The sequence below is a fragment of the Intrasporangium calvum genome, assembly GCF_028446585.1.
In the GTDB taxonomy this organism is placed as follows: domain Bacteria; phylum Actinomycetota; class Actinomycetes; order Actinomycetales; family Dermatophilaceae; genus Intrasporangium; species Intrasporangium calvum_A.
The window spans coordinates 1-13,700 of the sequence record NZ_JAPFQL010000048.1 but is presented as its reverse complement, the minus strand read 5'-3'; the positions used below and the strand labels follow the sequence as shown (position 1 = coordinate 13,700).

Sequence of the window (13,700 nt, the reverse complement as noted above, 5' to 3'; positions counted from 1 at the left end):
CTGCTGACGAGGAGCGCCATGGCTCGAAGGATGCCGCTGCACGAGAAGATCGCCGGGGATCTGCGTCACCGCATCGAGGGCCGGGAACTCCAGGCGGGTGACCTGCTTCCCAGCGAGGCAGACCTGTGCACCGAGTACTCCGTCTCGCGATCGACAGTCCGTCAGGCTCTGGCGGCACTCGAGGCCTCCGGGCTCGTTCGCAAGGCGCAGGGCCGGGGCTCCGTCGTTGCCTCGCATCCGGAGCTGCACAGGGACCTGGCGCGCACGGGGCTCTCCCTCCACCTCGGTGAGGAGAACACACAAGTCTCGACGGAGGTGCTCGAGTACGACCTGGCGATGGCTCCCGACTCCGTGCCGTTCTTCGGTGGGACAGAGGCATTGCGTCTCGTGCGACGACGAAGTTCGAATGGAGAACCGTTCGCCGTAATTCGAACGTGGCTGCCGCGAGACTTCGCGAAGCTCATCACCCGTGACAGCCTCGTAGATGCATCTCTGCACGAGCGATTCGCCAGCATCCTGGGCAGAGCCGTTGCTGGGGGTCGACGACAGGTGCGAGCAGTGGGAGCGACGGCACAGCTGGGTGCGCTCCTCGAGACCCAGGAGGGCACCCCGCTGCTGCTGCTCGAAGGCGAAAGCGTAGATCGTGAGGGGTCGATCCTCGAGTCGTTCCAAACTTGGCACCGCGGAGACCTGGTCGCCTTCGACGTGGACAACCCACCTTCCGCGCTGCCAACCGTGCCATGGCTGGGAGAGCGCGCCGGCGTCCGGCCCGACGGTGTCATGGGGGGCATCGACGCACTCGAGGGCGCCGTCTCCTCGATTGAGACCGGGTTGGCCGCCGTTCAAGACGCGTTGCAGGCCCTGCGCCGCAATGTCTGAGTAGCGGGTCTTGCAGGGGGCCCGACGAGCTCAGCGACGCCGGGGTCTCAGTACGGGTCGTTCGAGGCTACGAGGGGTCGTTGGCCTCGCCACGTGGGATGACATCGCGGCGCGGAGTGGCCCCGCGGCATACGGCTGCCTCGTCTTCGGAGCGTGGCGAACCCGTCGCGACAGGGGAGGCACGGCGGGTTGCGTGGGGACGAGATGTCGCCCCGGCGGCCGCGGTGCGCCGGCAATGCCAGAGGCGCGGGTATGTCCATTTGCTCCCACTCTGTCTCAACTGGTCAAGCGTGTAGTCCACTGGCATAAGCCAATTCGACGCGTTTCCAATACGCGAGGCACGTGCCCGCCCTAGTGTGATCAGGGTCACGCTCGGGGTCGTGGGGTCGTCTTCCTCCGGTCAGGGGTCCACCTGAGTCGAGGAGCTTCGCCATGCCGTCGTACCGCCATGCCTCCACACCTTCGAACGGCTCGACGCGGCGCAGCCGCCTGCGCCGGTTCCCCGCTGTTGCTTTGGCCCTGCTGCTCGCCTTGACGACGGGGGCTCCGGCTGCGTTGGGTGCCACACCTTTTGGAGGCTTGGTGGAGGCGACGTTGCCCGGCACGGCGCCCACATCGCCCCAAGAGCTCGGTGAAGGTGCGACGGCCGATCTGCTCTATGCAGACGTCACGGAGGGGCTCTCGCAGATCCAGCCACCTGAGGCCAATGCCGGCGGGTCGGCCCAGTTGTCCTATCCCATCGCGCTTCCACAGGGGCGGGGCGACACACCTGAGCTGGCTCTGACCTACGACTCGGGTGGTGGCTCGTCCTGGGCCGGACTCGGCTGGGACATCTCGGTCGGAGAGGTCGCCGTCGACACGTCCTTCGGCTCCCCACGCTTCTGCGACGGGACCGCCAAGTCGCCTCCCTGCGGCAACGTCGAGAGCGAGTCGTACACGCTCGACGGGGACCCGCTCGTGCCCAACGCGGTCAGGGCCGTCCTCGAGCCGCGCGTGGCTGAGCGGCAGGACTTCACCCGCCGCGTCGAGACGGAGTTCGAGCAGATCATCCGCCACGGCACGAAGCCGAGCGACTACTGGTGGGAGGTCCGGGACAAGAAGGGCGGTGTGCGCTTCTACGGCGGCGCGCCGGACAGCGGCGGGCCCTTCGGGCGTCCGGGTGTGCAGGCTGGCCTCGACGACAAGTCGCGTATGCCGTCCGGTATCCTCGCCGACGCCCAGGGCAACGGGGTGCGCTGGATGCTCACCGCGCAGCGGGACATCGGTGTCAACCTGGTGCGCTACGAGTACGAGACCGTCCTTTACCGGCGTAGCACGAGTGCGGCCACGGGCTGGGTGCCCGTCGCGCCCGGCATGAACTGTCCGAGCGGACAGGCCTGCCCGAAGCACGTCTTCCTCAGCAAGATCCTCTACACCGCCGGCGCCACCGCGAGCGGTCAACCCGAGGACGCGACCTACGAGGTGCGCTTCGTGCGCAAACCCGGCGGTCGCACCGACGCGCGCCTCGACGGCCGCGGCGGCGTGCTCGACCTCGACCAGGACCTGCTTGACCGCATCGACGTCGTCCACCGGCCGAGCTCGAAGGTCGTGACGCGCTACGCCCTTGACTACGACTCCGACCCGCACTTCGGCAAGCGCCGCCTCAAGAGCGTGACCCAGATCGGCTGCAACGGCCTGGCGACGTGTCCAACGGATGGCCAGAAGCACACCTTCGCCTACCACGACGACATCGCGGCGGCCGGCAGCGGCTTCGATACCCCGACAACATGGCAGACCGGCGACCAGCCGGCCGGGCCCGCCCTGGTCCCCTCCAAGCTGAGTGCCCTCGGCACGTCGGCAACGAACGCTGGCGACGGCCGGATCTACGTCGGCTTCAACCCGGCCAGCCCGAGCAAGACGGGCTCGGCCGGTGGGTCGTTCGCGATGAACGGTGCCACGAACGAGTCGCTCATCGAGTTCATGGACCTCAACGGCGACAGCCTGCCCGACAAGGTCTACCGCAAGACGACCGACCTCGTGACGGAGCCCTCCGACGGCGAGTCGATGATCCGGTACCAGCTCAACACGACCAAGCCGACGACTGCCCCCACGACCGGGGTGACCTTCGGGCCGATGCATGAGCTGAAGGGCTTCAGCCGCCTTCCCGTCCAACGGTCCATCGGGATCCAGGGCGGCATCGAGGCGTACTTCGGCGTCTACGGCGTCTTCAACGTCGGCGGGCAGTGGAGCTGGGTCGACAGCTACTTCACCGACGCCAACGGCGACGGCCTGCCCGACCTCGTGCGCGGCAGTGAGGTGCTCTTCAACCACCTCGTCTGCGGCCCGCCCACGCCCGGGGTCGACCCGGTCGACCAGTGCCTGCCCACCTTCTCCGCATCGGACGCGAACACCCGGGTGCCGCTCACGTCGTCGACGATCTCGGTGACGGACCCGAGCTTCCAGCAGATGGTGGACCGGCTGCGCGAGGCCATCCCGCCGGTCGACACCGTGCAGCGGTGGACGGCGCCCTTCACCGGCACTGTCCAGGTGACCGCCAAGGCGACCCTGCAGGCGCCCCCGGACGAGGACACCGCCGCCGGCTCGGTGCGTCTGGCCATTCAGTACGCCGACACCGAGAAGGCCACCGGCTCCGTGTCCGAAACCTCCCCGACATGGCAACCGGCGAACCTCAGCATCGCGGTCACCAAGGGGCAGGCGATCTACTTCCGCACCGGGTCGCGGCCGCTCGGCAACGGCGACACGGTGACCTGGGAGGCCGACATCGCGTATGCCGGTGGGCCGGCTCTCGATGCCAACGGCCTCGACCAGCGGCGCTACTCGCTCGAGGACGACTTCACCCTTGCCGGCCGACCCGGCCTGTTCACCGCTGTGGGCAACGGCGGGACGGCGAGCTTCCGCACCGCCCTGCACAAGACGGCGGTCACGAGTGATGACTTCCTGCCGCAGGTGATCGTCCGCCGGGCCGACGGCACGTCCTCCCAGGCCGCGGTGACGGTCACGCCGGTCACCGCCGGTGGGGCCGTCGACGCGCCGCGCGTCAAGACGGTCACGCAGCAGTCGGGGGAGTGGTGCGTCGCGGACGCGACGACGTCCTTCGGCTGCTACGCGACCGAGGCCGACGCACAGCTGCGCGCGATCACGATCGGCAAGGCCGAGACCGGTCGCTTCCGGATCACCGCGTCCCCCTCCATCAACGCTCCCGTGGTGGACGGCAACGGCGTGATGACGGGCTTCGACGCCGTCCAGACCCGCCTCGCCGTCGACTCGCCCGTCGCCCTGACCGCCATCGACTGGCTCGAGCCGGCGGAGCTGTGCTTCAAGACGGGCGGAGAGTGTGACGAGACGAAGACGCGGATCTCGCCGCACATGGACCTCGACACCTACCCACACACCGACCTCAGCGGGCCGGCGAGCGCCTGGTCCTCGACCTTGGGCCGGACAGTGACACCGGTGCTCAAGGGGTCCCTCGGAGCGGACAACCCGGGCGGCGACCTGGTCGTCACGGCGAAGACAGCGGCGGGAGTGGTCTACAAGCAGGTCGTCCCGGTCGGCGCCGGAACCGGGACTCTGGACGAGGACCTCGCCGACCTCAGCCTGACCAACGGCACGGGCTACTGGTTCGACGTGACCGTCCGCAACCCGGGCATCTCGGCGAACCTCAGCGGTGTCAACCTCGTGCTGGAGTGGAAGGAGGGGGCCCTCGACAAGTCGGCCGACCCGCCGGAGACGCTGAACTGGGCCGGCGCCCAAGGCTTCTTCCCCGTCGCATACCGCGGCTGGGCCGCGGCCGGCTACACAGCTCTCGGGGCCAAGTCGACGACGAAGATCGACGAGGCGGCCTTCCTCTCCTCGGCCGCCTCGGGCGATCCCTACGAGGACAAGGACGAGGCCTGTCAGGCGCTCTACGGTGGCGCCTGCCCGGACGACTCGTCGGTCAACGACACCGGTTTCGGCGACTACCCGACCGGCTCTTCCTCCAGCCCGCCGCCGCTCGACCTCGACAAGGCGACCGAGGAGGTCCCGGACGCCTTCGCGTACCGTCCCGTGGTCCAGACGAGCCTGACCGAGCGTTGGGAGGGGCCCAAGGCGAAGATCTTCGCGGCGCAGGGCGGCCGCGCCGGATCGGCCCGGGTGGGCGAGGACCTGCCGATGACGAGCGGGTCGAGCGGTGCGGTGAGCGCGCCCAACCTGCTCGGCGAGACCGGCCCCATCTTCATGCTCATGGCGGGCATCGGCCCGCTGAGCGGCAGCTTCGCCGCGGGCTGGGCACGCAGCCTTGTGGACTACCTGGACATGAACGGTGACGGCTTCCCCGACACCGTCCGACCTGGCTCCATCGACTACACCAACCCGCGCGGCACCCAGGAGTGCGGCCCGCAGAGCGCTCGAGTGACCTGCACGGGCGGTGGCGTCACGACGGTGAACTCCTCGACGACGCTTGCCGTCTCGGGAGGCTTCGGTGGTGCACCGATCGGCATCTCCGGCAACTCCAAGGGCACGACGAACTCCACGAAGGGCAACTCCGCGGGCAAGGGTCAGTCGGCTTCCGACTCGTCCTTCGGCGGCAACATCGGCGGGTCCCTCGGCGGTGGTGCGAGCTTCACCAACCCGACCGCCAACAACCCGCAGCAGAACGCCGACGCGCTCGACGACGTACCCCGGCAGGGCGGCCTGCCGACCCAGGAGACGATCGCCGACATCAACGGGGACGGTCTGCCGGACCGGATCACCGTCACGAACGACGTCATCACGGTGCGCCTCAACCTTGGCCACTCGTTCGCGCCGGCCGTCGAGTGGGTGACGGGAGCGTTCTCCTCGACGAACTCCTACAGCGGCTCCGTCGGCGCGAGCCTGGGCGTCAACATCGACAACATGGGCTTCTCCGCCGGAGTGTCGAAGAACGCCAACGTCGACCTGCCGAACGTGGCGTGGGAGGACGTCAACGGCGACGGGCTGCTCGACGCGCTCTACAACACGAGCGACGGCATCAAGGTCGCGTTCAGCAGCGGCACCGGGCTCACGGGCAGCGCGGTCTACGGCACTCACGCGAGCCTCGACTACCCGATCGTCGGACCCATCGAGGCCGAGGGGCAGCAGCAGATCCGACAGGACACCTCCGAGAGCCTCGGGGGCGGCGTCGACGTCACGGTCGGCATCCCGCTCTGCGCGGTCGCCTGCTACCTCATCCTCAACCCGGGCGGCCACTACGAGAACAGCCTGACCTCGACCGACGTGGACCTCGTCGACGTCAATGGCGACGGCTACGCCGACACCGTCCGGCGGGTCAAGGACAGCGGGAAGATCGAGGTCTCGCTCAACACGCAGGGCCGCACGAACCTCCTCAAGTCCGTGACAACCCCGCTCGGCGGCACGATGTCACTCGACTACCGGCGCGACGGCAACACGACCCTGCACCCTGGGAGCGAATGGGTCCTCACGGAGGTCAAGGTCGCCTCGAGCCGTGGGGCGGACGGTATCGCCGAGCACCGCAAGACGATCAGCTACGGCACGCTGCGCTACGACTTCGTCCAGCGTGCGAGCCTCGGCTACGACGTCGTGACCGAGTCGGACCACTTCCAGCGCTGGGAGCACACGGACCTGGCCAACCCCACCCAGACCGCCGCGGCGCGCACGACAGTGCACCGGTTCCACAACCTCTCCGTCTTCGAGGCCGGCCTCGAGTACGAGACGACGGTCCTCGACGGCGCCGCGACCGGCACGCCGATGCAGCGGACACGCACGACGTGGGACCTCAAGGATCTCGACCTCGACGGATCGGGCAGCGGCTACGCCCCGCTGAACCTCGCCGGCCGCACCGTCGACGCGCTCCTGGCGACCCGCGCCACCGCGCAGGTCAGCAAGGTCGAGCAGGACTGGTATGCCGCTGGCGTCCTCGAGCAGACCACGACGATGACATACGCGTACGACCGGCTCGGCAACCCCAGGACCGTCGTCGACACCGGTCTGCCCGGCACGAGCGCCGACGACACCGTCGCGACGATCGACTACGCCGACTGCACCTCGAGCGCGAGCGCGGCCCTGGTGGCCGAGTTCGGCTGCGGCGCAACGCTGAAGACGACCCCGACGCGAGTCGCGCCGTACTGGTCCTCCACGGCCTGCCCGACATGGAACGCGCAGCCCGTGGCAATCCAGGTCAAGGCGCCCAACGGCACGATCCTGCGCTCGCGGGACGGCAGGCAGGACTACTGCGACAACAACGCCGTGACCCTGTTCAAGGAGCTGCTCACGCCAGCTGGGGGAGGCAACCCAGCGGCATACGCCGAGACCCGACTCGGGTTCGACGCGTACGGCAGCTACAACCGGATCGTCCTGCCCCCGGACGCCGACGGCAAGCGGTATGCCGTGCGCTACCTCTACGACGACGTCAACCACGCGAACGTGGCCCAGGTGACCGACTTCGAGCTCGTCGGCTCGGGCGACCCGCAGGGCACCGACGACGCGGACACGACCCGGAAGTTCATCAAGGACGATGTCCAGCCGACGGGTGCCGCGGTCGGCATCACGACGAACGCCACGTTCGACGGCCCGACCGGTCGGGTCGCGAGCCGGAAGGACGCGAACGGCAACGAGACGAAGTACACCTACGACGCGTACAGCCGGATCCGGACGATCACCTCGCCGGACGGCGGGGTCGCGACGTTCGCGTACCACCCGGACGACCCCGACTACCCGTACGCGACGGTCACCCACACCGACCAGCTCAACCCGGGCACGACGATCGACACCGCGACGTATGCCGACGGGTCCGGGCGCGTCACCGGCCGCAAGCGCGACGCCGTCGTCTACGACCCGGTGACGGGCGCGACCGGCCCGGGCTTCGCGGCCGAGGGCGGCTCCGACGTCGACGGGCTCGGCCGCACGATCCACGAGTGGAAGCCGTTCCTTCAGTCCGGGAAGACCCTCGCGGACTACACGGTCGACGCCTCGAACCCCGGCCTCGACCTGGCGACGATCACGACGTACGACGCCCTCGACCGGGTCACCGAGGAACGGCTGTCCAACGGCGCGACGACGCGGACGACGTACGGCTTCGAGGTCCTGACCGGCTCCGGCAAGACGGCGACGATCGACGTCACCGACCCGCGGGGACGGCACACGAAGACGTGGCTGGACGCGTACGACAACGTCCTCGTGACCGAGGACAAGAGCGCCCCCGTCGCCGACGACCCGGGCACCCCGGGCGACGAGAGCGACCCGGGCGGCGTGCCGCTGCGCACGACGTTCACCTACGACCGGATGGGGCAGCTGCTGACGGCGGTCTCACCGGGCAACCTGACGACGACGCACACCTACGACCTGCTCGGTCGGCGCACGTCCACGACCACGCCCGACGGCGGGCTCGTCGACTGGACGTACGACCTCGCGGGCAACAAGACCTCCGAGCAGAGCCCCGTGCTGCGCGAGGAGAACAACGTGCGCACCCGGTTCGGCTACGACTTCGGGCTGCTCACATCGATCACCTATCCCGACGAACCGCCGGTGACGCTCGACTTCGGCGGCTACCTCGGCAACCCGACGGTGGGCAACGCCGCGGGCCGGCTCGTCCACGTCGAGGACAAGGCGCGCGTGCAGGACTTCGCCTACGACGCGAACGGCCGACTCGCCAAGGACGTGACGACGACGACCGGTCCACACCCGAACACCGGGCCGTTCACGACCGACTACGCCAACGACTGGCTCGGGCGCCTCGCGACCGTGAGCCTGCCCGACGGTGAGGTCGTCACGAACGGCTACGACGCCGGCGGCCGGCTCTCCCGGGTGACCGGCAGCAAGGACTGCCGCGAGCTCGGGGTCCTCACCGCAGCGATCGACGCCCTTCAGACGACGATCACCGTGACCGAGTACGAGCACGCCGACCCGGCCAGTGCCTTCGCCCCGACCTTGCCCTTCACGATCACCATCGACGGCGAGCAGTTGCGGGTCACCGCCCGCGTGCCGGGCGCTGTTGCGGGCACGTTCGACTACACCGTCGAACGCGGCATCAACGGGACGCTCGAGGTCCCGACGGCAACCGGCCACGGGGTAGGGGCCTCGGTCATGGCGGATGCCGCGGTGACGTGCTTCTACCGCTACCTCGACCTGCAGCGCTACGACGTCTACGGCGAGGTCTCGCAGCGCCGCACCGGCAACGGCGTCACCGACACGACGTACCGCGACGTCCACACCCGCCGTCTCGACCAGCGGACCGCCGTCTCACCGGACGGATCACAGGAGCTGATGGACCTGCGCTACACGTACGACCTGGTGGGCAACGTCAGGCAGGTCGAGAACCACCTGCCTGCCGACGTGCCATCACTCTTCGGCGGACCGACGCGCCAGAAGTACTGGTACGACGGGCGCTACCGGCTGGCCGCAGCCGAGGGGACCTGGAGCTACGCGCCGAAGACGACGCGCAACTACACCTGGGCCGCCACCCTCGATGACGCGACGAGCAAGGTCAAGACGATGGCCCAGCGCGACTGGACCGTCGACACCGGCTGCACCAAGCGGTGCACGGTTGACCTCCAGGAGGCCACGACCTTCGACCGGACCGCGTACACCTACGACCCGTCGAAGCCCTACCAGGCGACGAGCGTCTACGACGCGGTGACCAAGCTGACCGAGGAGTACGAGTACGACTCGGACGGCGAGCAGACGAAGGTCACCAACCCCGACATGATCCGCGACGTGGCCTGGGACTGGGCCGGGAAGATGGTCTCGGTCGTCGACCACAACGCCCAGGGCATCGGCAGGAAGCAGACCGACTACGTCTACGACTACGCCGGCCAGCTCGCGACGGAGATCAAGGAACAGGGCGTCACCTACTACCTGAACCCGTGGGTGACGGTCCGCAACGGCACCATGTCGAAGAACATCTGGGCCGGGAACGACCGGCTCGCAGTGAAGTTCGTCGACACGGACACCTACGAGACGCGGCTCTACTTCCTGCACAAGGACCTGCAGGGCAGCACGAACATCGTGACGCGTCGAGACGGGAAGGTCTTCCAGCACCAGGAGTACTTCCCGACCGGGCAGGTGTGGATCCGGGAGGACAGCACGATCTTCCGCACGCCGTACCAGTTCGCCGGGGGCTACACCGACGAGGACCACGGCCTGATCAACTTCGGCGAGCGCTGGTACTCGCCGCAGCAGGCCCGCTTCCTCACCGTCGAGCCGCTGCTCACCGAGGAGCCGCTGGCCCTCGTCGAGAACCCGACGCTCATCGGCGCCTACACCTACGGGCAGTCCAACCCCACCTCCTACGTGGACACCGACGGTCGGACTGCCATGTCGGTCAACGAGGTCATCAACACGATCTCCTCGCTGACACCCGGCGGAGACCCGATCAAGAGCGACCAGCTGACGAAGCTCTCGAAATTCTTCGCCAAGAACATGGACACCGCGCGGGGGCGCCAGGGCCTCTTCTGGCTCAAGAGCTTCAACAAGTACGACAAGCGGATGAAGACGTACTTCAACCGCCTCGACTCCCGGCCCGTGCTCGAGTTCGAGTTCGAGGACGGCAAGCTCAAGGCGATCAAGCTCGGCTTCGGGGTCGGTCCCCGGAAGAAGTTCGACATGCAGGACAAGGGGTCGGGCTCTACGGGCGGCGGGGGCACCGGGGCCAGTCCGACGACCGGCGGGGCGCCACCTGGCGACCAACAAGGATCTGGGTCGTCGACCAGTCCCGCCTCGTCGGGTGGTCAGTCGGGACCGCCCGGACAGGGCAGTCAGTCCGGTCAGACGACGCAGCCCTCGTCGAGCAGTCCACAGTCGGGTGACGGCGGACAGACGCAGCCCGCGAATCCTGCCGGGGCGACGAACAACGCCACCGACGAGTAGTGCGGTCCGAGGTGGGGTCGATCCAAGGGAATCGGCCCCACCTCGAGGCTGCGCTCACATGGCTGAGACGTGTCGTGGTCGACCCACGTGTCCGAGACGAGGCCACGCGCGGGGCGAGGTGGGGCGCGTTCTGAGCCCAGCGGCATACGGCGTGGGCTGTGCAGGAAGGCAGAGCGCCACGGGAGGGGACGCGGGGCCCGCCCGATGGGGGGTGGGAGGGCGGGCCCCGCGTGGCGAACCCGTCGCGACAGGGGGGACACGACGGGGTGCATGGACAAGGTATCGACTCCACCCCCACAGAGTGGCCGAATCGGCGGAACGGCTTGCTTTCCGCTGGAGAGTCATCGTTCGCCCCAATGTGACCCTTCGCGCCCCCAAGCAGCTCCGCAATCGGTACGGATGCGCAATCTCCGCTTTGGGGGTTCGACTAGGGGAGGGGAGTCGAAGCGAAATGCTTGGGCCGGAATGCTTTCCGCAATCCTCTATAGAAGTTGGATCCAGCTGCTCACGACGTCGTTCTGCGCGAAGACTTGATGGGCCCCTTTGTGCGGGGTCTCTACATCAGGCTGCACCTGGCCGGGCGTCAACGACGGCGAACGATGGAGTCCTGCCTCGCCGAGATGACCGTGTCGTCGATCCTCGAGGAGGCGTTCGTGGGTGACCCGTTTCCGGGCCACGACCGCATCAACCACACGCTCGCCGACCTGCAGGTCATCGTCAGACAACAGCGCCCCGACTGGCGGATCGCCCTTGAGCACATGAAGGGCGTCTACGTCATCCACGACCAGACAACCGGGGCCCGGTATGTGGGATCGGCGTACGGCGACACCGGCATCTGGCAGCGCTGGAGCACGTACGCCACGACTCTCCACGGAAACAACGTCGGCCTCCAGGAGCTCGTCCCCGACAAGGGCGAGGACTACTTCCGCGTCAACATGAAGTTCGCGCTGCTCGAATTCTGGTCGATGCGCACCGACGACGCCCACGTCCTGGAGCGGGAGTCATATTGGAAGGAAGTCCTCAACGCGCGCACGCTTGGCCACAACAAGAACTAAGGCCACTCGCACAGAGCGGTCGCTCCCGGCGACGTATGTCTGTGTCCATCGCCCGCTGGGGCTTGACCCGACAAGGACTGTCCCATTCCGCTGCGGCTGTTCACCCTCACGATGCCGGCAGATCGTCTCTCTCGCATCCAGCGCCTCGGCCCAGACTTATCACTCGTCGCACCTATGGCTCCACCCACACACACGTCACTTCGGCACCGTGTCGCCTACTCGACGGCCACCGCATCCGAATGGGCGGGGAAATCACCGTGCCCGTGTCGGCAACGCTCGAAAATGAGGCCGATCCGACGCTCGAAAACGAGGCCACCGGTTCGTTGTGTTTCTAGTCTGCCGTGCCCTGGGTTCTGATGCTGGGCAGGGTGTCGATGCCGCGGTTGCGGAGCCTGTAGCTGGCGCCCTTGAGGGTCAGGACGTCGGCGTGGTGCACGACGCGGTCGATCATTGCGGTGGCGACGGCCTGGTCGCCGAAGACGCCGCCCCAACCGCTGAACGGCAGGTTCGGAGGTCGGGAGTGTCCGTTGAATGGTGTTTCTGGCCCGACACGCCGACGCAATCGGCGAGGAAGGCCGGTCACCGATGACCGAGACACTCAAGAGCATGGGCTCCATGCCGAAGGATGCGAAGAAGGTCGCCAAGCCGGGTGAAGCTGAACGGGCAGCGGTGCGCGAGCTGGTCAAGGCCGCCCGCGCCCGCGGGGAAGAGCTGACGGGCCCTGACGGTCTGCTGAAAATGATCACGGCCACGGTGCTGCAGGCCGCGCTGGACGAGGAGATGACCGAGCACCTGGGCCACGAGAAGCACCAGCCCACGGTCGCTGCGGGCGGCAACGTCCGCAACGGCACACGACCCAAGACGGTCCTGACCGACGCCGCCGGCGCTGTGACGATCGAGGTCCCGCGGGACCGGGCCGGCACGTTCGAACCGGTGATCGTGGCCAAGCGGCAGCGCCGCCTGACCGATGTCGACGCGATCGCGATCTCGTTGTACGCCAAGGGTTTGACCACCGGAGAGATCTCCGCCCACTTCAACGAGATCTACGGCGCATCGGTCAGCAAGGACACCGTCAGCCGGATCACCGACGCCGTTGTCGAGGAGATGACCGCGTGGTCCTCACGGCCGTTGCAGGCGGTCTATGCGGCGGTCTTCGTCGACGCGATCTACGTCAAGGTCCGTGACGGGCAGGTCGGCAACCAGCCGTTCTACGCGGCCATCGGCGTCGACCTGGGCGGGCGCCGGGACGTGCTCGGGCTGTGGGCCGGCAAGGGCGGCGGTGAGTCGGCGAAGTTCTGGATGAATGTGCTGGCGGACCTGAAGAACCGGGGCGTAGCCGACGTGTTCTTCATCGTCTGCGATGGGCTCAAAGGTCTTCCCGACAGCGTCAACGCGGTGTTCCCACTGGCCATCGTCCAGGCGTGCGTGATCCACCTGATCCGAGCGACGCTTCGCTACGCCTCCCGCAGGTACTGGGATCAGCTCGCCAGGGACCTACGGGCGATCTACACCGCGCCGTCCGTGGAGGCCGCATGGGCGGCGTTCGAGGAGCTCGAGGAGAAGTGGGGAAAGCCCTACCCCGCGATCCCGAAACTGTGGCGGGCGGCGTGGGAGGAGTTCACCCCCTTCCTGGCCCACGACGTGGAAATCCGGAGAGTGCTGTTCTCCACGAATGCGATCGAGTCGCTCAACGCACGCTACCGCCGGGCAGTCGGGGCCAGGGATCACTTCCCGACCGAGCAGGCTGCCCTCAAGTGCCTGTACCTGGTCACCCGAGGTCCGGACCCCAAAGGCACTGGGCAGGCACGATGGACCATGCGGTGGAAGCCTGCGCTGAACGCTTTCGCCGTCACCTTCGCCGACCGCATGCCGGCCGCCGAGAACCTCTGAAGATCACGTGCCAGAAACACCGTTCGTCGGACGGAC

5 protein-coding genes are annotated in these 13,700 nt (G+C 68.1%); 4 read left to right on the top strand and 1 reads right to left on the bottom strand.

Features of this window, described 5'->3' with window-relative positions:
- Window positions 1–18 precede the first annotated feature (18 nt).
- From OO014_RS11810 to OO014_RS11800, 3 genes are all read left to right on the top strand, one after another.
- On the top strand, window positions 19–879 hold the full coding sequence (locus OO014_RS11810; protein ID WP_272462519.1) for a GntR family transcriptional regulator: 861 nt from the start codon (window positions 19–21) through the stop codon (window positions 877–879).
- 432 nt (window positions 880–1,311) lie between these two features.
- Window positions 1,312–10,719 carry a SpvB/TcaC N-terminal domain-containing protein gene (locus OO014_RS11805; RefSeq protein WP_272462518.1) on the top strand — a complete coding sequence of 3,136 codons (9,408 nt, stop codon included), beginning with the start codon at window positions 1,312–1,314 and terminating at the stop codon, window positions 10,717–10,719.
- A 599-nt stretch (window positions 10,720–11,318) separates the two neighbouring features.
- A complete protein-coding gene (locus OO014_RS11800; protein WP_272462517.1) occupies window positions 11,319–11,774 on the top strand; it encodes a GIY-YIG nuclease family protein in 456 nt (151 codons plus the stop codon).
- A gap of 331 nt (window positions 11,775–12,105) precedes the next feature.
- Here the strand turns inward: OO014_RS11800 and OO014_RS19370 are convergent, their stop codons facing one another.
- Window positions 12,106–12,357, bottom strand: coding sequence for an ATP-binding protein (locus OO014_RS19370; protein WP_420485506.1), 252 nt, complete (start codon window positions 12,355–12,357; stop codon window positions 12,106–12,108).
- A 2-nt stretch (window positions 12,358–12,359) separates the two neighbouring features.
- Between OO014_RS19370 and OO014_RS11790 the strand changes: the two genes are divergently transcribed.
- Window positions 12,360–13,664: an IS256 family transposase gene (locus OO014_RS11790; RefSeq protein WP_272462516.1), complete on the top strand. Its 1,305-nt coding sequence runs from the start codon at window positions 12,360–12,362 to the stop codon at window positions 13,662–13,664.
- Window positions 13,665–13,700 lie beyond the last annotated feature (36 nt).